The following is a 19,634-nucleotide window of genomic DNA, read 5'->3' on the forward strand; positions in this document are numbered from 1 at the left end:
CTGGAGCAAAGGCCGGGCCAACCGGCGGTAGAGGAGGAAACCCCATGAGCGCCCCGCCCATGACGGTGCTGCAGGTCAGCGCAGAGGAGGAGGCGGCGATCCGCGCCGCGGTGCGCGGCGCCGGCGGCGCAGAGATGGTCATCGCCGGGCCGCAGCACGTGGCGGGACTGACGGCGCTGCTGGCCGACCCGAAGGTCTCGGACCCGATCTACGACCTGCCGCGGCCGATCAACGAGGCCAATGTCGGTCGTTGGGTGGCGGACAGCGAGGCGCTGCGCCAGCGGGGCGAGTGCATCCTGAGCGTGTCGCTGGACGAGGCCGGGGCCGTCGCCGGCTATTCACGGTTCACGGTCTGGCCGGACCGCTCGGCGGCAGAGATCGCCGGGGCGCGGCGGGCGGACCTGCAGAATTCCCACAGCGGCAAGGCCGGCGTGGCGCGTTCGATCGCCTTCATGTTCGAGCAGCTGGGCGTGCGGCTGATCGCGCTGACCGCGGCGCTGGACAATGTGCGCTCGGCCGCCTCGATCGATGCGGCGGGCTTTCGGCGGATGGGCGAGATCGACAGCGTGCGGCCGGACGGGACGACGCGCCGCTCGCTCTACTGGGAGATGACCCGCGAGGAGTGGGTGCGCCGGCACCGGCTGTAGTCAGACGCGCAGGTCGACGACCGCCCCGGATGGATCGCGGCCCTGGGCGGCGCGTTGGTCGGCCGCGCGCCGGGCGTCGTCCTCAAGGATCTTCTGGAAGTCGCCGGCGGCCATGCCGGCGAGCGTCTTCCTGAGCTTCTCTTCCTCTTCCGGCGTCAGCGTCCGGTCGGGCCTTGCCGGCTCCTCGATGCGCAGCTTGCCGGAGTTCTCGCTCTCCTTGGCCTTGCCGGCGGGGGAGGCGAACTGCGGCTGGGCGTACCAGCTGGCGGGGCCGACGTTGCTCACGGACATGGGGCGCTCCTGACGAAGGGACGCCTGGCGCTAAGCAAGTTTCGGGCCAAAATCCTTGCCGCGTAAGCGATTGCGCGGGTGCAAAGAAAAAGCGGCGGCCCCGTGAGGAGCCGCCGCCTTGAAGTCCTAAGCTACCTGGCCGATCAGCCGGCCTTGGCCGGGGCCGCGTCGCCGCCCTGGCTCGCCAGCGGCGGGCGCGAGAGCGGGGTGAACTTCGGCTCCATCTTCGGAATGGCTTCCGAGAGGATGGACTGCACCGTCCAGCCTTCTTCCTTGGTCACGGTCTCGACCGGACGCGGCTGGCTGTAGAGGATGATGTTCTCGCCCGAGGCGCCGAAGATCTGGCCCGAGACGCTGGCCGCAGCCGGGGTGATCATGGCGACGGAGAAGCGGGCCGGCTGGTCGGCGCGGATCTTCTCGGCCATCACCGCGCGGCGGGCGGCGGCGGCTTCGTCCTTCACCGGCACCGACTGGGTCATGCGGGTCCAGGCGACCGGAGCCAGGCAGTTGGAGCGCACGTTGTTGCGCGCGCCTTCCATGGCGATGATCCGCGACAGGCCGGCGATGCCCATCTTGGCCGCGCCGTAGTTGGCCTGGCCGATGTTGCCGAGCAGGCCCGAGGTCGAGGTGAAGAACATGTAGGCGCCGTCGTTCTGTTCGCGGAACAGCTCGATGGTGGCGCGGGCGACGTTGAACGAGCCGCGCATGTGGACGGCGATGACCGCGTCCCATTCAGCTTCGGTCATCTTGTGGAACATCACGTCGCGCAGGATGCCGGCCGGGTTGATCACCGCGTGCAGGCCGCCGAATTCCTTCTTGGCCTGCTCGACCATGCCGTAGACGGCGTCGAGGTCGGTGACGCTGTCGGAGTTGGAAACCGCTTCGCCGCCCGCGGCGCGGATTTCCTGAGCAACCTGTTCGGCCGGACCCGCCGAACCTTCGTCCTCGCCCTTGAGGCCGCCGCCGAGGTCGTTGACCACGACCTTCGCGCCTTCGGCGGCCGCGATCAGCGCGCAGTCACGGCCAATGCCGTTGCCGCCGCCGGTGACCAGAACAACTTTCCCTGAAAGCGAACCCATCGATCAATCTCCCTAAAAGAATGGCGTTGTTGTTATTCGAGCCGGTCGGCCTTGCGCAAGGCGGGAAACAGTTTCGCCCAGACCCCGGTGACGATCAACGCGGCGACGCCGCCCGAGACCGCGGCGCCGACCGCGCCCATGAAGCGGGCCGCCACGCCGGTGCGGAACTCGCCCAGCTCGTTCGAGGCACCGATGAACAGCGAGGAGACGGCGGCGACGCGGCCGCGCATCTGGTCGGGAGTGACGATCTGCACCAAGGTCTGGCGGACATAGACGCTGAGCATATCGGCGCCGCCGAGCACGGCCAGGGCCACGACCGACAGCCAGAAGCTCTGCGACAGCCCGAAGACGACGGTCGCGAGCGCGAAGATCGCCACGCCGACGAACATGATCGGCCCGGCGTTGGTGCGGATCGGATGGGCGGCCAGCCACATGGCGACCAGGGTGGCGCCGATGGCCGGGCCGGCGCGCAGCATGCCGAAGCCCTCGGCCCCGACGTGCAGGACGTCGCGGGCGTAGACCGGCAGCAGGGCCGTCGCCCCGCCCAGCAGCACGGCGAACAGGTCCAGCGAGATCGCCCCGAAGACGATCTTGTTGTGCCAGACGTAGCCCAGGCCCTCCTTGATCAGGGTCCAGCGCGAGCCGGCCTGGGCCACCGGCTTGGTGTTCATGGCGATCAGCGAGACGGTGAGCACGGCGACCAGATAGAGGCCGCTGGTGGTCCCGTAGGCGACGGCCGGCGAGATCGAGACCAGGGCGCCGCCAAGCGCCGGGCCGATGATCGAGCCGCCCTGCCAGGCCAGCGAATTCCAGGCGATGGCGCGCGGCAGCAGGCTGCGCGGCACCAGCATAGGGCCCATGGCGGTGCCGGCCGGGCCCATGAAGGCGCGGCTGGTCCCGAACAGCACGGCGACGCCCAGCAGCAGCGGGATGGTGGCGAACCCGAACAGGCTGGCGGCCAGCAGCAGCAGCACCGAGGCGATTTCGCCGGCGTAGCAGAGCTGGAGGATGCGCTTGCGGTCGTAGCGGTCGGCGGCCTCGCCGGCCCACAGCGCCAGCAGCAGCACCGGGATGAAGGTCACCAGCCCGATCATGCCGACATAGAAGGCCGACTGGGCGACGCTGTGGGTCTCGCGGGCCACGGCGTAGACCTGCCAGCCGAGCGCCACGCTCTGGATCTGCACGCCGAGGGTCGAGGCCACGCGGGTCGACCAGAACAGCATGTAGTCGCGGTGGGCTAGGAGCTCGCGGGCGGTGGTCGGCTGGTCGGCGGCGTCGGTCGGTTCAGACATGCGAGCTCGGTACTCGAGGACGGCGAAGGCCGGGCAACTTGGACCGCGACGACCTGCGCCGCAACGCGCGATTGACGCGGGCCCGTCATGGCCTTATGCGCCGCGCTTCCAACGTGAACGATCTGGAAGACGTCCATGCGACGCCAGCGACGAACCGGGCGCGCCCGCCGCGCCAGCTAGAGCCCCGCTCGCCTGCGCCGATGCGCGTTGGCGGCGGCCCCCGTCGCCTTCCGCCCGCAAAGACGTCCATGATCGTTCCCGCCGAACAGGCCCTTACCTACACCCAAGAAGACCCCGCCGACGAAGCCGCCATCGAGGCGCTGCTGGACCATGCCTTCGGGCCCGGCCGCTTCGTGAAGGCGTCCGAGCGCGTGCGCGAGTTCGCCGAGTTTCGCCCCGACATGTCGTTCTGCGCCTGGGACCAGGGCGCCCTGGTCGGCGTCGTGCGGATGTGGAAGGTGCATGTGGGCGGCGCGCCCGCGATCTTCCTGGGGCCGCTGGCGGTGCAGGCCGAGGGCCGCAAGTTCGGCGTCGGCGGCGAACTGGTGCAGCGCGCCTGCGCCGCGGCGCAAGCCGCCGGCTATCCGGTGCTGCTGGTCGGCGATGCGCCCTATTTCAGCCGCTTCGGCTTCTCGGCCGCGCCCTGCAAGGGCGTGCGGATGCCCGGGCCGGTCGACCAGCGCCGGGTGCTGGCGCGCGGCGTGGACTTGCTGGACGGGCCGGTCACGGCCTGAGCCCGTCTAGGCGAAGGTGCGCGAGGTCGCGTCTTTCCGCCGACGGATTGCGCGAACCTTATTGAACGCGGCCAGTGCGATGGCGAGCGGGTAGCCGATCCAGGGCGCCCAGTGCTGCTCCATGAGGCCCCCCGCAGTCGCCGCGACCACGATCCCGATGGCGACCCAAATGAAAAAGTTCGGCCCCAAGACGCTCAGCCCTTCTTCGGCTTCTTCTTCGAGGCGCTGTTGAGCGCGGCGGCGGCCTGAACCAGGGTCTTGAAGGCCTCTTCGTCCAGGGCTGCGCCCTGCGGGATGTCGATGGCGCGGCGGACGTTTCCCTCAAGGCTGGAGTTGAACAGGCCGGCGGGGTCGTCGAGGGCGGCGCCCTTGGCGAAGGTCAGCTTGACGTAAGCCTTGTAGGTCTCGCCGGTGCAGATGATGCCGTCATGCGACCAGACCGGCGTGCCGCGCCACTTCACTTCCTCGACGACCTCCGGGACCGCCTGGTGGATCAGGGCGCGGACGCGGGCGAGGGTCTCGCCGCGCCAGTCGCCGAGCGCAGCGATGCGAGCGTCGATCTCGGCGGAGGCGGTGTCGGTCGGCGTCATGTGGCGTGTCCTTCGGCGGCGGGCGCCACCTTGCGGCGAATGAAACGACGATGTCGAGGCGCGCGATCCATGCGTCTTGTGGAAGAACCCCGTTGAGGCGACGCGCGCGGGTCCTTACCTTTGCCGCATGGGAGAGACGACGACGAAGCCCGGCCTCGAGGGCGTAATCGCAGCGGCCAAGCAGGCGCCTGGGCGCGGCTTGCCGCCGGTGCACCTGTGGAACCCGGCCCACTGCGGCGAGATCGACATCGTGATCCGCAAGGACGGGACCTGGTTCCACGAGGGCACGCCGATCGGGCGCGAGGCGCTGGTGCGGCTGTTCTCGACCGTGCTGCGCAAGGACCCCGACGGCTTCCACCTGGTGACCCCGGTGGAGAAGATGAAGATCACCGTCGAGGATGCGCCGTTCATCGCCACGCGGGTGGACCGCGAGGGCGAGGGGCTGACGTTCCTGACCAATGTCGGCGACGAGGTGGTCGCAGGTCCTGAGAACGAGATCCGGGTGGAGATGGACGCCGTGACCGGCGAGCCGCGGCCCTATCTGCACGTGCGGCGCGGGCTGGAGGCTCTGATCGCCCGGCCGGTGTTCTATGAGCTGGTCGAGCTGGCCCAGGAGCGCGACACCCCCGAGGGGCCGCGCCTGGGGGTCGAATCGAACGGCGCCTGGTTCCCGATCGGCCCGGCCGGAGCCCACCAGCTGTGAGCCCGAACGCGCCGCCGGACGAAATGCGCGAGTGGATCGCCGGCCATCTCGATCCGCTCGACGGCGAGCCGGCGAGCACGGTCGCGTCCGATTTCGACCTGGGGCCGAACGCCTTTCCCAACGAGCCGGTCAGCCTGAAGCCGGCGGCGGTGCTGGTCGGGCTGATCGAGCGCCCCTTCGGCTATTCGGTGCTGCTGACCCGGCGGGCCGACACCCTGCGCAGTCACACCGGCCAGATCGCGCTGCCGGGCGGTCGCTCCGATCCGGGCGAGACCAGCCCGATCACCGCCCTGCGCGAGGCGCACGAGGAGGTGGGGCTGGCCCCGGACTACGTGACCCTGGCGGGGCTGTCCTCGCCGTACCGGACGGGGACGGGGTTCCTGGTGACGCCGGTGGTGGGGTTCATCCAGCCGGGGTTCTCGCTGACGCCCAACCCGGCCGAGGTGGCCGACATCTTCGAGACGCCGTTCGGGTTCCTGATGGACCCGGCCAACCACGAGCGGCACGAGCGCCAGGGACCCGACGGCCAACTGCGCCGTTTTTACGCCATGACCCACGAGGATCGCTTCATCTGGGGCGCGACGGCCGGGATGCTGCGGGCGCTCTACGACCGGCTCTACGGGGCGGCGGTTGCTTAGGGAGCTGGCCCCGCGGCTGCTGCTGATCGCAGCCCCCTTCGTCATCTGGTTCATCTGGCGCGGCGTGGCGCTGCGCACGGGGCGGCCGATGGGGGCGACGCCGTGGACCTGGCTGGTGGCGATCGCCGGGGTGCTGCTGGCGGCTTCGCTGCTGGCGACCGGTCTTTTCCATGGCGACAACCGCGGGGAGACCTATGTTCCTGCGGAGGTCGAGGCCGGCGGCCATGTGGCGCCGGGACATTTCGAGAAGAAGGCGCCCGCGAAGTGACGCAGAGCATCGGCGAAAAGCCCTGGATGAAGCCCGCCGCGCCGGTCATGGAGGCGCTGGAGGCGGTCGGCGGGGCGGGCTGCGCGCGGTTCGTCGGCGGGGCGGTGCGCAACGCCCTGTTGGGCGCGCCGGTGGGCGATGTCGACATCGCCTGCACCCTCACCCCCGACCAGGCGACCAAGGCGCTGGAGGCGGCCGGGATCAAGGTCGCGCCGACCGGAGTGGACCATGGCACGGTCACCGCCATCGTCGGCGGCGAACCCTTCGAAGTGACGACCCTGCGCCGCGACGTCGAGACCGACGGGCGGCGGGCGGTGGTGGCCTTCACCCAGGACTGGGGCGAGGACGCCCAGCGCCGCGACTTCACGATGAACGCGGTCTATGCCGACCGGCTGGGGAACCTGACCGATCCGACGGGGACCGGCGTGGCCGACGCCCAGGCCGGGAGGCTGGTGTTCGTGGGCGATCCTGCGACCCGGATCGCCGAGGATTCGCTGCGCATCCTGCGCTATTTCCGGTTCCTGGCCTGGTACGGCAAGGGCGAGCCGGACGCCGCGGCGCTGGCCGCCTGCGAGGCCGGGCGCGAGCTGATGAGCAATCTGGCCGCCGAGCGCGTGGCCAAGGAGCTGCTGAAGCTGTTGGCGGCCTACGATCCGCGGCCGGCGACGGCGCTGATGGCCAAGACCGGGGTGCTGACCCGCCTGCTGCCGAGCGCCACGGATCTGACGGCGTTCAACCAGCTGATCGAGGTCGAGACCGAGCAGCTGTTCACCTGCGACCCGCTGCTGCGGCTGGCGACCCTGCTGCCAGGCAACGAGGTCGGCGTCGGCAAGGCGGCCGAAGCCTTGCGGCTTTCCAACGACCAGCGCGACCGGCTGGTGGCGGCGATGGGCAAGACCCCGCGCATCACCTCGTGGATGAGCCCGCGCGAGAGCCGTCGGGCGGTTTACCGAATCGGCGTGCAGGCGTTCAGCGACCGCATCAAGCTGGCCTGGTCGCGTTCGGAGCGGTCGGCGGCCACGCACCAGTGGCGCGGCCTGTTGGCGCTGGCCGAGAGCTGGACCCCGCCGCCGTTCCCGCTGACCGGCGAGGACGTGCTGAAGTCGGGCGTGCCCAAGGGGCCGATGGTCGGCCAGGTGCTGCGCGAGGTCGAGGACTGGTGGATCGACCACGATTTCATCGACGACAAGTTCTCGGCCATCGAGAAGCTGAAGGCCGTGGCCCAGGGCATGGCGTACTAGACGTGTCATCCCGGCTGGAGCGAAGCGGAAGGCCGGGATCCATTCGCACCGTTCGCGCTCATCAGGGCGCGGATTTCGCCTCGTCCTGGTCCATCCGGTGTTCATAGGTCCCGGTCTTCGGCCAAAGGCCGAAACCGGGATGACAATTGAGTTTGAGGTTCAAGCTTCATGAAACTCGGCATCCTGGAGACCGGCGCGCCGCCGGAGGAGATCCGCGGGCGGTACGGCAGCTATCCGTCGATGTTCCGGCGGCTGTTCGGCGAAAGCGCCTATGACTACGCCGTCTACGACGTGGCGGCCGGCGAGATGCCGACAGGGGTCGACGCGTGCGGGGCGTGGCTGGTGACGGGCTCGTCGGCGGGCGCCTACGATCCCGAGCCGTGGATCGCGCCGCTGGAGGATTTCCTGCGCGCGGCCAAGGGACAGGCGCCGCTGGTCGGGATCTGCTTCGGCCACCAGATCATGGCCCAGGCGTTCGGCGGCAAGGTGATCAAGTCGCCGAAGGGCTGGGGGCTGGGCCTGCAGCGCTATCGGCTGGCCGAGAGCCTGCCCTGGATGGACAGCGGCGAACCGATCGCCGTGCCGGGATCGCACCAGGACCAGGTGGTCGAGGCGCCGCCCGGCGCGCGGGTGATCGGCGGCAACGAGTTCTGCGAGTTCGGGATGCTGGACTATGGCGAAGGCCGGGCGGTCTCGCTGCAGCTGCATCCGGAGTTCGAGCCCGACTACGCAAAGGCGCTGATCGAGACTCGGCGCGGGACGCGGCTGACGGTTGAGGAGGCCGACCGCGCGGTGATGAGCTACGAGCAGCCCGACGACCGCCAGCGGGTCGGCGGCTGGCTGCAGCGGTTCATCGAGACCGCCTAGGGCCTCCGGGCGCCGCTGGGCGGCGCGCACCCCTCACCCGACCTCTCCCCTTGAAAGGGGAGAGGGGAAGGATGGTGCGTCTGCGAGGCTGCGTTCCTCTCCCCCGCGGGGGAGAGGGTAGGGTGAGGGGGCGAGGCGTCTCCGCTCTCACTGAGGCCGAAGGGCACCGCTGACGCGACGCGGACCCCTCACCCAGCCTCTCCCCTTGGAAGGGGAGAGGGGAAGTCGGAGGGCTGTGTCCTCTTCGGAGCTTGGGCGTCGCTAGATCCAGCTGACCATCGGCGGCATCGAGGACAGGATGGTGTCGATGTTGCCGCCGGCCTTGAGGCCGAACATGGTGCCGCGGTCGTAGAGCAGGTTGAACTCGACGTAGCGGCCGCGGCGAACCAGCTGTTCCTGGCGGTCGGCCTCGGTCCAGGGTTCGTCCATGTGGTGGCGGACGATCTTCGGATAGACGTCAAGGAAGGCCTCGCCGACCGCGCGGGTGAAGGCGAAGTCCTTTTCGAAGTCGCCGCTGTTGTGGCGGTCGTAGAAGATGCCGCCGATGCCGCGGGGCTCCTTGCGGTGGGGCAGGTAGAAGTACTCGTCGCACCAGGCCTTGTACTTGCCGTACCACTCAGGATCGTAGGGATCGCAGGCGGCCTGCATGGCCGCGTGGAACAGCTTGGTGTCGTCGGCCTCCTGGTTGCGCTGGGCGTCGAGCATCGGCGTCAGGTCGGCGCCGCCGCCGAACCAGCTTTCCGCCGTCGACAGGAAGCGGGTGTTCATGTGCACGGTCGGCACGCGCGGCGAGACCGGATGCACGATCAGGCTGATGCTGGCCGAGACATAGGTCGGGTCCTGGTCGGCGCCGGGCATCTGGGCCGCCATCTCCGGCGAGAAGCGGGCCAGGGCCGCAGAGGTGTGCACCCCGGCCTTCTCGAACAGCCGGCCCTTGAGGTGGCCGCCGATCCCGCCGCCGGTTCCGGTCTCACGCGTCCAGGGGCGGGATTCGAACTGGCCGGGCGCGCCGGGATAGAGGTCGGCCGGGGCTTCCTCTTCCAGCCGTTCGAGCTCGGCGAAGATTCGAGTCTGCAGGCTTTCGAACCATTCCTTGGCGCGGTCGCGCCGGGTTTCGATCTCGGGAGAAATGTTGGTCATCGCGTACCGCAGTCAGGAAATTTGCATGGGCTTAGGAAATTGATCGGTCTGCCGCAACGCCTCCGAAAGGCCGATGGCGGCCGAAACGGTGACGTTCAGCGAGCGCCGGCCGGGCGTCAGCGGAATGAAGACGCGAGCGTCGGAGGCGTCGTGAACCTCGTCCGGGACGCCGAGGCTTTCGCGGCCGAACAGCAGGATGTCGTCGGGCCGAAAGGCGAATTCGTGCAATGGCTGCGCGGCCTTAGTGGAGAACAGCACTATGCGGGCGGCGCCCTTGGCGGCCTGAAAATCGCTCCAACCGGCATGGCGCACGACATCGGCAGGTTCGCCGTAATCCATGGCCGCGCGGCGGATCGCCTTGTCGGAAAGCGGGAAACCACAAGGCTCTATGACGTGTACGGGCACCCCCATACAGGCGCCGAGGCGAAGGGCCGCGCCAAGGTTTTGCGGAATGTCCGGTTGAAAAAGCGCGAGCAGCATTCTAAGCGGTCCAGCCACGGGATTAGCCGGGGCCAGGGGCGAATCACGGAAGGGTGGGGTGCGAGATGCAATCCAACTGTCTTCCGCGGGTTTGCCCGGCGCCAGCGTTCAGTTCCGGTGGCCCTTACCAGAACCGCTGGCAGGGGTCGAAGGCGGGATCACTCCGGAATTATCCGTAGTGATCTGACGGGCCGCGGTCGCGCGGCCCCAAACGAAGGGTAGCTTTAAGGTGGCCGACACCGTCGCGGGCGCAAATCCCGATACGCATGCCGCGGGCGACGACCCGAACCGGCGTGATTTCATTCATATTGCGGCGGCGGCCGCGGCCGGCGGCGCTGTCGCGGGCCTCGCTTGGCCGTTCATCGACCAGATGAACCCGTCCGGCGATACGCTGGCCCTGGCGTCGGTCGAATTCGACCTGACCAAGGTCGAGGAAGGCCAGCAGGTCACCATCAAGTGGCGCGGCAAGCCGCTGTTCATCCGCAATCGGACTGGCGCGGAGATCGCCAAGGCCATTAAGGATGACGGCGCGAGCATGCCCGATCCGCAGAAGGACGAAGACCGTCACAAGCCGGGCAAGGCCCAATGGCTCGTGCTGGTCGGCACCTGCACGCACCTCGGCTGCGTGCCGACGTTCGGCGGCGGCGACTACGGCGGCTGGTTCTGCCCGTGCCACGGTTCGCACTACGACGTGTCGGGCCGCATCCGTAAGGGTCCGGCGCCGAAGAACCTGGCGGTGCCCGACTACACCTTCCTTTCCGACACCAAGGTCAAGGTGGGCTGACCCAGATGAGCGGACATTCCAATTACGAACCGAAGACCGGCATCGAGCGTTGGCTCGACACCCGTCTGCCTGTCGTGCGCCTGGCGTACGACTCGATGATCGACTTCCCGACCCCGAAGAACCTGAACTACTGGTGGACCTTCGGCGGCATCCTGGCGGTCTGTCTCGGCATCCAGCTGGTCACCGGCATCGTGCTGGCCATGCACTACGTGCCGCACGTCGACCACGCCTTCGCCTCGGTCGAGCGCATCATGCGTGACGTCAACTACGGTTGGCTGATCCGCTACATGCACGCCAACGGCGCCTCGATGTTCTTCATCGCGGTCTACATCCACATGTTCCGCGGGCTGTATTACGGCTCGTACAAGGCTCCGCGCGAAGTGCTGTGGATCCTGGGCTGCGTGATCTACCTGCTGATGATGGCCACCGCCTTCATGGGCTACGTGCTGCCCTGGGGTCAGATGTCCTTCCACGGCGCCGTCGTGATCACCAACCTGTTCGGCGCGCTGCCGGTCGTGGGGGAAGCGATCACCACCTGGCTGTGGGGCGGCTTCGCGGTCGACAACCCCACCCTGAACCGCTTCTTCTCGCTGCACTTCCTGCTGCCGTTCATGATCGCGGGCGTCGTCGGCCTGCACATCTGGGCGCTGCACGTCCCGGGCAACAACAACCCGACCGGCGTGAACGTGAAGTCGAAGGAAGACACCGTTCCCTTCCATCCGTACTACACGGTGAAGGACGGCTTCGCGATCGTGGTGTTCCTGATCCTGTTCGCGACCTTCGTGTTCTACAACCCGAACGCCCTCGGCCACGCCGACAACTATATCCCCGGCAACCCGCTGGTGACCCCGGCGCACATCGTTCCCGAATGGTACTTCCTGCCGTTCTACGCGATCCTGCGCGCGGTTCCCGACAAGCTGGGCGGCGTGATCCTGATGTTCGGCGCCATCGCGGTGCTGTTCGTCCTGCCCTGGCTCGACACCTCCAAGGTGCGCTCGATGCGCTACCGGCCGACCGCGAAGCTGTACTTCTTCATCTTCCTGCTGGCCTGCCTGGTGCTCGGCTACTGCGGTGGTCAGCTGCCGGACAACCACGTGATCCCGGGTCTGTCGACCTTCAAGCTGGGCGACGCCGACCTGAACTCGATGGTGTGGCTGTCGCGGGTCGCGACCCTGTACTACTTCGCCTACTTCCTGGTCATCCTGCCGATCCTGGGCCTCACCGAGACCCCGCTTCCGCTGCCGGAATCGATCAGTGAACCTGTGCTTTCGCATCCTGCCAACGCGCCGGCCGGCGCCGCGGCTTCGCCTGAAAAGAGGGGTTGAGCCTAAGATGCTGCGTAAAGGTATCGCGCTCGCGGCGCTTGGCTTGGCCGTTCTCGCGGCCCCGGCGGCTCAGGCCGCCGGCGGCGCCCTGCCGCCGAAGCACGTGGAATTCAGCTTCGAAGGTCCGTTCGGCAAGTTCGATCAGGCTGAGCTGCAACGGGGCTACAAGGTCTATCGGGAGGTCTGCTCGGCCTGCCACTCGATGAACCTGATGTACTTCCGGAACCTCGGCCAGAAGGGCGGGCCGTTCTACGATCCGAAGTACAAGAACCCGAACGACAACCCGTATGTGAAGTCGATCGCCAAGGACTATCAGATCAAGGACATCGACTCGGAAACGGGTGATGTGATCGAGCGTCCGGGCACCTCGGCCGACAAGTTCCCGTCGCCCTTCCCGAACGAAGCGGCGGCGCGGGCCTCGAACGGCGGCGCCTACCCGCCGGACCTGTCGGTGATGGCCAAGGCGCGTCACAACGGGCCGCAGTACATCTACTCGCTGCTCACCGGCTACAAGAACCCGCCCGCGGGTCTGAAGGTCGGCGTCGGCCAGCACTACAACCCGTACATGGCCGGTGACGTCACCGCGTCGTGGTCGGGCCCGCACGACAAGGTCCCGCCCGGCGGCTTCATCGCCATGGCCCCGCCGCTGGCGGCCGGCCAGGTGACGTTCGACGACGGCACCAAGTCGACGCTGGAGCAACAGGCCAAGGACGTTGCGGCCTTCATCGCCTGGGCTTCCGAGCCCAAGATGGAAGAGCGCAAGGCCTTCGGCATGGCTGCGATGATCTACCTCTTCATTTTCGCGGGCCTGCTGTACGCCAGCTACCGCAAGATCTGGAAGAACGTCGCCCACTAGGGCGCTGCGCTTCCGACGAATTGGAAAGGCCCCGGAGCGATCCGGGGCCTTTTTTCGTCACCCCCGCCTTGCTTGACTTTGCGTCGCCCGAAAATCAACGATACGCCAAATGCTGGCGGAGGGCCGCGATGGGTACCGGGTTCAAGACTGCGGCGCTCGCCGGATTGGGGCTGTCGTTGACGAGCCTTTCCTTCGAGGCGCCGATCTCCCCGCAGGTGCTAGCCGCCCTCGATCCGACGCTGATCGCCTCGTCGATCTGCGGAAATCCCAAGACCGCCGGGGGGCTGAGCCGCAGCCTGCTGCTGGCCCGGGCGGTGGCCGCGCCGGCCAGCCAGGCCGGGCCGATCCCGCTCTACGAGGACCTGACGACCTCGCCGTTTCCGCTGACCACCGCCACCTCGCAGGCCAAGCGGTACTTCAGCCAGGGCCTGCTGCTGACCTACGGCTTCAACCATGCCGGGGCGGTGCGCTCGTTCCGCGAGGCCCAGCGGCTCGATCCGACCTGCGCGATGTGCTGGTGGGGCGAGGCCATGGCGCTGGGACCCAACATCAATGCCCCCATGGACGAGCGCGACCGCGATGCGGCCTTGGCGGCGATGGACAAGGCCATGGCGCTGCGCGAGCGCGCCTCGCCGATGGAGCGGGCGCTGATCGAGGCGGTGGCGAAACGCTATTCGCGCGATCCGAAGGCCGACCGCGCGGCGCTGGACGGCGCCTATGCCGACGCCATGCTGGAGGTCGCCCGCCGCTTCACGGCCGACGACGACGTCGCGCTGCTGGCCGCCGAGGCGGTGATGGACACCACGCCCTGGAACTACTGGGAGCCCGACAAGAAGACCCCGGTCGGGCGCAGCGGCGAGGCAGTGCGGCTGGTCGAGACGGTGATCGCCCGCAATCCAGGCCACGTCCAGGCCGGCCACCTCTATATCCACCTGCTGGAGGCCGCCGACGCCCAGCGGGCCGAGGCCGCGGCCGACCGGCTGGGCGCCCCGACCGCGCCCAGCGCCGGGCACCTGGTGCACATGCCCTCGCACATCTACCAGGCGCGCGGCCGCTACGCGGACTCGATTCGGGTGAACGTGGCGGCGGCGCGGGCCGACGAGGCGTATATCCGCAGCGCCGGCGACCACAGCCTGGTGCGATACGGCTACTACCCGCACAACGTGCACTTCATCGTCACCTCGGCCCAGTTGGCCGGCGACATGGAGACCGCGATCAGCGAAGCCGAGCGCCTGCGCATGCTGATGGACACCGACACCTCGGCGAAGATCGGCTGGGTGCAGATCATCGAGGCCGCGCCCTACCTGGCGATGGCGCAGTTCGCGGCCCCCGAGGCGATCCTGGCGATGCCGACGCCCGACGCGCGCCTGCCGTACGCCACGGCGATGCGCCACTACGCGCGGGCGGTGGCCTACGCCCAGCAGCGCAACAAGGTCGGCTTCGACGGCGAGATCGCGGCGATGGACGCCCTGACCAAGGCCGACGCCTTCGCCGACCTGACCGCCCAGCTGGTGCCGGCGGTCGATCTCGTGGCCATGGCCCAGGAGGTGGCCCGCGGGCGGTTCTCGACCGCTGAAGGCCGCTATGACGAGGCCGCCGGCCACTACCGCCAGGCCATCGCCATCGAGGGCCGCATTCCCTACACCGAGCCGCCGTACTGGTACTATCCGGTCAACCAGTCGTTGGGCGCGGCGCTGTTCCTGGCGGGCAAGCCAGCCGAGGCCAGCGAGGCGTTCCGCGCGGCCCTGGCGCAGTCGCCGCGCAACGGCTGGGCGCTGTACGGCCTGGCCCGGAGCGAGGATGCGCTAGGACGCAAGGCCGAGGCCGAGGCGGCCCGCCAGGCCTTCGTGCGGGCCTGGGCCGGCCAGCCGCAGTGGCTGAGGATGGAGCGGCTGTAGCCGCCTAGCCGGCCGGCGCGAGGAGCAGCTTGCCGCCCGGAAAGTCGAAGCGCAGGCGCCAGCGGGCGAGCAACGGCGCGCCGATGATCCCGTCGGCCTCCGTGTCGGCGAGTCCGCTGGGAAGGTTCTCGAACAGGGTTCCGGCGAAGGACGCCGCGCGCAGCTGGGCCCGGGTCTCGCCGTAGGGGAGCAGGTCCTGCGGCTTGGCCGCCCCGGGGACGGATGCGAGGCTTTCAGAGACACGCACGGCGGTGTCCGAGCCGGTGGAAATCACGAAGTCGCCGGCCAGGGCCCTGGGGCCGTCGGCGACTGCGGCGTGGGCGGTGGCGACCCCGCCGGCGAGGCGCAGCGGCACCTGGCGGACGGCGGCGCGCACGCGCGGGGCCTGGGCGCGCGGATAGATGGCGACCTTGCAGGGCGCGAAGCTGACCTCGACCACATAGGCCGACAGCAGGTCCGCGCCGATCACCCCGGCGATCGGGGTCGGGAAGGCGTAGGTCCGGGCGTCCAGGTCGGCGATCACGAACGGACGGTCGGGCAGGGTGAGGCCGGCGATGCGGACCGGGCCGCGCTGGTCCGGCTCGACCAGGCCGGCCCCCTGGGCCTTGGTCTCGTGCAGCTGGGTGATGGCGGAACCGGTGTCGAGGATGTAGTCGCCGGCCAGGCCGTCGATGGAGGCTGGAGCAACGATCACCCCCTGCTCGAACCAGCAGGCGGTTTCGCCAGCGTGGGCGGCGACCGGCAGGGCAGCGGCGGCGAGAGCCAGGACGAGGGGCTTCATGGGATCCCGGGGGGAGAGAGCGCCGGGGCGCTTGGCGGCCCCTTTGTCTGCAGCATAGACGTGGATCGCAGCTGCGGCGACGGGCAGCGCGTGGGGCGCGGCGGCTAAAGCGGCGATTGGGCCTTACCCCTGCCGCAACGATCCCCTAAGTCGGAGCCATGAGCTTCATCAAGCCCTGGCGGGACTTCCGGCGGATGCAGGACGTGGCGGTCGGCGCGGCGGTGCTGATCTATGCCGGGGCGGTGGTGAACGCCTTTCGGGTGCTGCCGGGCGGCGTCGAGCTGATCGCCCAGCGCACCCTGATCTGGCCCGGCGTGTTCCTGATCGCGTCGCTGGCCGCGCCGCTGCTGATCGCGCCGCTGAAGCGCGGGCTGGCGCGCTATGTGTGGCTGAGCTTCCAGGCCGGGTTCGGCCAGACGCCGGTCTCGGTGCTGACGGGGGTCGGGCTGCTGGCGGCCGCGGCGCTGTTCATCTACTGGCAGGTCTGGGCGGTCGGTCATGGCGGCCGCTATCCGGCCGGCGTGTTCTCCGGCTATGCGGCCGGGATCGGCATCCTGGCGGCCCAGGCGATCCTGGTGCGGGCGCTGGAGACGGTGCCGGAAGTCCGCAAGCAGATCGAGGAGCGCGAGCCTTAGGATTTTTGAATTTAGAGCATCTTGCTCGCCGAACCGGTGTCCACTTCGGCGGAAATGGCTCTAGCCGGCGGCGGGCTGGTCGAACTCCAGGTGCAGCCGCAGGGTGGGCAGGCCGAATTCGTCCTGCTCCTCGCCGACCACGACGAAGCCGAGCTTTTCCAGGATGCGCCAGGAGGCGAGGTTGGCCGGGTCGATAGTCGCGTCCACAGCCTCCGCCTCGGGCGAGCAGGCGGCCAGCAGGCCGCGGGCCGCCTCGGTGGCGTAACCCAGACCCCAGTAGGCGCGGGCGAAGCCGTAGATCAGCTCCAGGCGATTGGGATGCGGCGTGGGGATAAGGCCGACCCAGCCGATCAGGACGTCGCTGTCGCGCAGCACCACGGCGCGGCTGCCGACCTCGCTGATCTTCAGGCTGGCGGCGGCGTTGTTGATCCAGAGCGCGGTGGCCGCCCGGCTGAGCGGCACGCCGTCGCCGACATGGGCCATGACCTGCGGATCGGCGGCGATCGCGCAGAGGGCGTCGAGGTCGCTGGTCGCCAGCGGCCGGAGCCGCAGCCTGGTGGTTTCGAGTATCACGCCGAACTTCGCCCCCCGCCGTTGTTGGAGAACAGGGCCAGGGTCCGCAGGCGCGCCAGCCGGGCGCTGTCGGCGTCATAGTCGGCCCGCCGGTCGGACACGAAGCCGTGGCCGGCCGGATAGAGATGGATCGGGATCTCGGGATGGCGCTCGCCGATCTCCTCGACCCGCTCGGGCGGGATCGAGGCGTCGGTCTTGCCGAAGTGCAGGATGATCGGAACCTTGGGCGTTTCGTCCTTCAGCTCGCTGATCCGCCGGCCGTAGAAGCTGGCCGCGGCCGAGAGGCCGGTGCAGCGGCAGGCCGCCAGCCAGGTCGCCGCTCCGCCCCAGCAGAAGCCGGTGACAAAGACCGGGGCCTTCAGGGCGTCGATGGCGGCCTGGGCGTCGCCGGCCACCTGGTCCCAGGGCGTGGCTTGCGAGTACTCGACGCCCCTGGCGATGGCCGCTTGGCTGTAGTCGGCCTGGAAGCCCGGCTCGAGGCGGTCGTAGAACGAGGGCGCGATGGTCTCATAGCCGTCGGCGGCGAACGCGTCGGCCAGCTCCCGGATGTGCGCGGTGACCCCGAAGATCTCCTGGATCAGCAGCAGCCCGCCGCGGCGGGCGTCGGTCGGCCGGGCGTGGTACGCGCCGAGCTCGAAGCCGTCGAAGGGGCTCTTGAGGGTGATCTGCTCGCCCATGCTTCACGCGTTCTCGAACAGCTCGCGGGTGCGGGCGCGGGCGAGGTCGGCGGCCTCTTCGTTGTAGCGCTCGGGGCTGTCGTTGTTGAAGCCGTGGCCGGCGCCTTCGTAGATGTAGACAGGGACGTCGGGATTGTGTTCGCGCACGGCCTTCTCGACCTCGTCGGCCGGAATCCCAGGATCGGTGTGGCCAAGGTGGACGATGGTCGGGCAAAGCGGCCGGAGTGCGGCGTTGGCCTGCACGAGGCTGCCATAATAGCTGGAGGCCGCGGCGATTCCCTCGACCTTGGCCGCGGTCAGCCAGGTGAGCGAGCCGCCGTAGCAATAGCCGACCACGAACACCTTGCCGCGTTCGGCCAGGAAGTCGCGGCAGGCGGCGATGTCGGTGAGCGCCTGGTCCAGCGGCGTGGCGCGCGCGTGGGCGACGCCGGCGGTCATGCCCGCGGCGTCGTGGGCGGCGGTGAAATGGCGTTCGCGGCGGTCGTAGAGCGAGGGGGCGATGGCCTCGTAGCCGGCCTTGGCCCAGCGTTCGACGTCGGCGCGGATGTGCCGGTCGATGCCGAAGATTTCCTGAAGCACGATGACCCCGCCCTTGCGCGGGGTGAAGGCCTGCTCGTGGTAGGCCGAAAAGTCGAAACCGTCCGCGCCCCGAAGGGTGATCGTCTCGCCCATGCGTTTCTCCCGTCTTGTTAGACGCGAGCTAAGCAGAGAACCACAGCGCGGGGGAGGGATAGCGGCGCGGAAAGTCGCGCCGCACCTGGTTTCTCCTCTCCCCGGGGGGAGAGGGAACGCATCGTGTGGGCCTCAGACGTTGAAGCGGAAGTTCATCACGTCGCCGTCCTTGACGACGTATTCCTTGCCTTCGGCCCGCAGCTTGCCGGCGTCACGGGCTCCGGCCTCGCCCTTGAGGTTCACATAGTCCTCGTAGGCGATGGTTTCGGCGCGGATGAAGCCCTTTTCGAAGTCGGTGTGGATCACGCCGGCCGCCTGCGGGGCGGTGTCGCCCTTGTGGATGGTCCAGGCGCGGGCTTCCTTGGGGCCGACCGTGAAATAGGTCTGCAGGCCCAGCAGGTGGTAGGCCTCGCGGATCAGCTTGTTGAGGCCCGGCTCGGTCAGGCCGAGGGTTTCCAGGAATTCGGCGCGTTCGGCCTCGTCCAGCAGGGCGATTTCGCTCTCGATCTGGGCCGAGATCACCACATGGTCGGCGCCGTCGCGCTTGGCGCGCTCGGCGACCTGGTTCGACAATTCGTTGCCGGTGGCGGCCGAGGCTTCGTCGACGTTGGAGACGTAGAGCGCCGGCTTGGAGGTCAGCAGCTGCAGCATCCGCCAGGCCTTGTCGTCCTCGGCGGAAACCTGCGCCTTGCGGGCCGGGCGGCCGGCGTTGAGTTCGGCCAGGGCGACATTGACCAGGCGCAGGGTCTGGGCGCTTTCCTTGTCGCCGGTCTTGGCGCGCTTTTCGAGGTTGGCGACGCGCTTTTCGAGGCTCTCGAGGTCGGCGAGCATCAGCTCGGTCTCGATGGTCTCCAGGTCGGCGAGCGGGTCGATCTTGCCTTCGACGTGGGTGATGTCGTCGTCGATGAAGCAGCGGGCGACGAAGGCCACGGCGTCGCAGTCGCGGATGTTGGCCAGGAACTGGTTGCCCAGGCCCTCACCCTTGGAGGCGCCGCGCACCAGGCCGGCGATGTCGACGAAGTTCATCCGCGCCGGAATGATCTCCTTGGACGGGATGACCGCGGCCAGGGCGGTCAGGCGCGGCTCGGGCACGGCCACGTCGCCGGTGTTCGGCTCGATGGTGCAGAACGGATAGTTGGCGGCCTGGGCCGCGGCCGTCTGGGTGAGCGCGTTGAAGAGGGTCGACTTGCCGACGTTGGGCAGGCCGACGATCGCGACTTTGAGAGCCATGGGGAGAGCTGTTCCTGAAATTCGAGCCGGCGACCTAGCACGTTAGGGGGCAAGGCCCAAGGGGCGGGGGCTTCCGGCCGTAGATCCTCCCGCTCTGGGGCGGGCGGCTGGAGGGGAGCGTCTGGAACGGCTCCCTCGCCCCCTTGGGGGGAGAGGGCTGGGGTGAGGGGGACTGTTGACTCAGCAGAGCGCCGCTCCGCGCCGTCAACCCCTCACCTAACCTCTCCCCTCAA

23 protein-coding genes are annotated in these 19,634 nt (G+C 69.0%); 12 read left to right on the plus strand and 11 right to left on the minus strand.

The genetic code is table 11. The features are described 5' to 3' along the window. Nucleotides 1–44: 44 nt before the first annotated feature. Nucleotides 45–647 (plus strand): GNAT family protein, encoded by a 603-nt coding sequence (locus tag O4N75_RS05435; RefSeq protein WP_269628340.1) that lies wholly within the window; start codon nucleotides 45–47, stop codon nucleotides 645–647. Here O4N75_RS05435 and O4N75_RS05440 read toward each other — a convergent pair whose 3' ends face one another. The 3 genes from O4N75_RS05440 to O4N75_RS05450 form a co-directional block, all read right to left on the minus strand. Continuing rightward, entirely contained in the window at nucleotides 648–938 is a 291-nt protein-coding gene (locus O4N75_RS05440; protein ID WP_269628341.1) for a hypothetical protein, read from the minus strand. Between the two features lie 143 nt (nucleotides 939–1,081). Continuing rightward, nucleotides 1,082–2,017, minus strand: coding sequence for an SDR family NAD(P)-dependent oxidoreductase (locus tag O4N75_RS05445; protein ID WP_267230631.1), 936 nt, complete (start codon nucleotides 2,015–2,017; stop codon nucleotides 1,082–1,084). Between the two features lie 32 nt (nucleotides 2,018–2,049). Beyond that, nucleotides 2,050–3,309 (minus strand): MFS transporter, encoded by a 1,260-nt coding sequence (locus O4N75_RS05450; protein ID WP_269628342.1) that lies wholly within the window; start codon nucleotides 3,307–3,309, stop codon nucleotides 2,050–2,052. A gap of 248 nt (nucleotides 3,310–3,557) precedes the next feature. Between O4N75_RS05450 and O4N75_RS05455 the strand changes: the two genes are divergently transcribed. Next, the gene (locus O4N75_RS05455) at nucleotides 3,558–4,043 is read left to right on the plus strand and encodes an N-acetyltransferase (RefSeq protein ID WP_269628343.1); all 486 of its coding nucleotides are present in this window, start codon (nucleotides 3,558–3,560) and stop codon (nucleotides 4,041–4,043) included. 194 nt (nucleotides 4,044–4,237) lie between these two features. Here the strand turns inward: O4N75_RS05455 and O4N75_RS05460 are convergent, their stop codons facing one another. Continuing rightward, nucleotides 4,238–4,633, minus strand: coding sequence for a DUF1801 domain-containing protein (locus O4N75_RS05460; protein ID WP_269628344.1), 396 nt, complete (start codon nucleotides 4,631–4,633; stop codon nucleotides 4,238–4,240). A 127-nt stretch (nucleotides 4,634–4,760) separates the two neighbouring features. Between O4N75_RS05460 and O4N75_RS05465 the strand changes: the two genes are divergently transcribed. The 5 genes from O4N75_RS05465 (at nucleotide 4,761) to O4N75_RS05485 (ending at nucleotide 8,350) form a co-directional block, all read left to right on the plus strand. Next, nucleotides 4,761–5,336 carry a DUF1285 domain-containing protein gene (locus O4N75_RS05465; protein ID WP_269628345.1) on the plus strand — a complete coding sequence of 192 codons (576 nt, stop codon included), beginning with the start codon at nucleotides 4,761–4,763 and terminating at the stop codon, nucleotides 5,334–5,336. 23 nt (nucleotides 5,337–5,359) lie between these two features. Further along, entirely contained in the window at nucleotides 5,360–5,974 is a 615-nt protein-coding gene (locus O4N75_RS05470) for a CoA pyrophosphatase (protein ID WP_269629329.1), read from the plus strand. Next, complete coding sequence (locus O4N75_RS05475; protein ID WP_269628346.1) at nucleotides 5,967–6,242, plus strand: DUF6111 family protein; 276 nt, start codon at nucleotides 5,967–5,969, stop codon at nucleotides 6,240–6,242. Before O4N75_RS05470 ends, O4N75_RS05475 begins: the two co-directional genes overlap by 8 nt. Nucleotides 6,243–6,268: 26 nt before the next feature. Then, nucleotides 6,269–7,483, plus strand: a complete 1,215-nt coding sequence (locus tag O4N75_RS05480) for a CCA tRNA nucleotidyltransferase (protein WP_269629330.1) — start codon at nucleotides 6,269–6,271, stop codon at nucleotides 7,481–7,483. Nucleotides 7,484–7,651: 168 nt separating this feature from the next. Then, nucleotides 7,652–8,350 (plus strand): type 1 glutamine amidotransferase, encoded by a 699-nt coding sequence (locus O4N75_RS05485; RefSeq protein ID WP_269628347.1) that lies wholly within the window; start codon nucleotides 7,652–7,654, stop codon nucleotides 8,348–8,350. Nucleotides 8,351–8,611: 261 nt separating this feature from the next. Here the strand turns inward: O4N75_RS05485 and hemF are convergent, their stop codons facing one another. Together hemF and O4N75_RS05495 are read right to left on the minus strand one after the other, a co-directional pair. Further along, nucleotides 8,612–9,490, minus strand: coding sequence for an oxygen-dependent coproporphyrinogen oxidase (hemF, locus tag O4N75_RS05490; RefSeq protein ID WP_269628348.1), 879 nt, complete (start codon nucleotides 9,488–9,490; stop codon nucleotides 8,612–8,614). Between the two features lie 12 nt (nucleotides 9,491–9,502). Beyond that, nucleotides 9,503–9,970 (minus strand): tRNA (cytidine(34)-2'-O)-methyltransferase, encoded by a 468-nt coding sequence (locus tag O4N75_RS05495; protein ID WP_269628349.1) that lies wholly within the window; start codon nucleotides 9,968–9,970, stop codon nucleotides 9,503–9,505. 229 nt (nucleotides 9,971–10,199) lie between these two features. Here O4N75_RS05495 and petA point away from each other — a divergent pair, with 229 nt between their 5' ends. The 4 genes from petA (at nucleotide 10,200) to O4N75_RS05515 (ending at nucleotide 14,833) form a co-directional block, all read left to right on the plus strand. Continuing rightward, a complete protein-coding gene (gene petA, locus O4N75_RS05500) occupies nucleotides 10,200–10,754 on the plus strand; it encodes a ubiquinol-cytochrome c reductase iron-sulfur subunit (RefSeq protein ID WP_267230640.1) in 555 nt (184 codons plus the stop codon). Nucleotides 10,755–10,759: 5 nt separating this feature from the next. After that, nucleotides 10,760–12,079 carry a cytochrome b/b6 gene (locus O4N75_RS05505; RefSeq protein ID WP_269628350.1) on the plus strand — a complete coding sequence of 440 codons (1,320 nt, stop codon included), beginning with the start codon at nucleotides 10,760–10,762 and terminating at the stop codon, nucleotides 12,077–12,079. A gap of 7 nt (nucleotides 12,080–12,086) precedes the next feature. Next, nucleotides 12,087–12,935 carry a cytochrome c1 gene (locus O4N75_RS05510; RefSeq protein ID WP_269628351.1) on the plus strand — a complete coding sequence of 283 codons (849 nt, stop codon included), beginning with the start codon at nucleotides 12,087–12,089 and terminating at the stop codon, nucleotides 12,933–12,935. A gap of 128 nt (nucleotides 12,936–13,063) precedes the next feature. Then, nucleotides 13,064–14,833, plus strand: a complete 1,770-nt coding sequence (locus tag O4N75_RS05515; protein ID WP_269628352.1) for a tetratricopeptide repeat protein — start codon at nucleotides 13,064–13,066, stop codon at nucleotides 14,831–14,833. Nucleotides 14,834–14,837: 4 nt separating this feature from the next. Here the strand turns inward: O4N75_RS05515 and O4N75_RS05520 are convergent, their stop codons facing one another. Next, the gene (locus tag O4N75_RS05520) at nucleotides 14,838–15,614 is read right to left on the minus strand and encodes a hypothetical protein (RefSeq protein WP_269628353.1); all 777 of its coding nucleotides are present in this window, start codon (nucleotides 15,612–15,614) and stop codon (nucleotides 14,838–14,840) included. Between the two features lie 158 nt (nucleotides 15,615–15,772). Here O4N75_RS05520 and O4N75_RS05525 point away from each other — a divergent pair, with 158 nt between their 5' ends. Further along, nucleotides 15,773–16,249 (plus strand): hypothetical protein, encoded by a 477-nt coding sequence (locus O4N75_RS05525; protein ID WP_269628354.1) that lies wholly within the window; start codon nucleotides 15,773–15,775, stop codon nucleotides 16,247–16,249. A gap of 60 nt (nucleotides 16,250–16,309) precedes the next feature. On the opposite strand, the gene O4N75_RS05530 is transcribed toward O4N75_RS05525, so the two are convergent. The 4 genes from O4N75_RS05530 to ychF all read right to left on the minus strand — a co-directional run bounded on the left by O4N75_RS05530 (nucleotide 16,310) and on the right by ychF (nucleotide 19,401). Beyond that, nucleotides 16,310–16,822 (minus strand): GNAT family N-acetyltransferase, encoded by a 513-nt coding sequence (locus tag O4N75_RS05530; protein WP_269628355.1) that lies wholly within the window; start codon nucleotides 16,820–16,822, stop codon nucleotides 16,310–16,312. After that, nucleotides 16,819–17,499 (minus strand): dienelactone hydrolase family protein, encoded by a 681-nt coding sequence (locus O4N75_RS05535; protein WP_269628356.1) that lies wholly within the window; start codon nucleotides 17,497–17,499, stop codon nucleotides 16,819–16,821. The genes O4N75_RS05530 and O4N75_RS05535 overlap by 4 nt, the downstream gene beginning before the upstream one ends. A gap of 3 nt (nucleotides 17,500–17,502) precedes the next feature. Then, complete coding sequence (locus tag O4N75_RS05540) at nucleotides 17,503–18,171, minus strand: dienelactone hydrolase family protein (RefSeq protein WP_269628357.1); 669 nt, start codon at nucleotides 18,169–18,171, stop codon at nucleotides 17,503–17,505. A 132-nt stretch (nucleotides 18,172–18,303) separates the two neighbouring features. Further along, on the minus strand, nucleotides 18,304–19,401 hold the full coding sequence (ychF, locus tag O4N75_RS05545) for a redox-regulated ATPase YchF (RefSeq protein ID WP_269628359.1): 1,098 nt from the start codon (nucleotides 19,399–19,401) through the stop codon (nucleotides 18,304–18,306). Between the last annotated feature and the right edge of the window lie 233 nt (nucleotides 19,402–19,634).

It is taken from the genome of Phenylobacterium sp. NIBR 498073 (assembly GCF_027286305.1).
Taxonomy (GTDB): Bacteria; Pseudomonadota; Alphaproteobacteria; order Caulobacterales; family Caulobacteraceae; genus Phenylobacterium.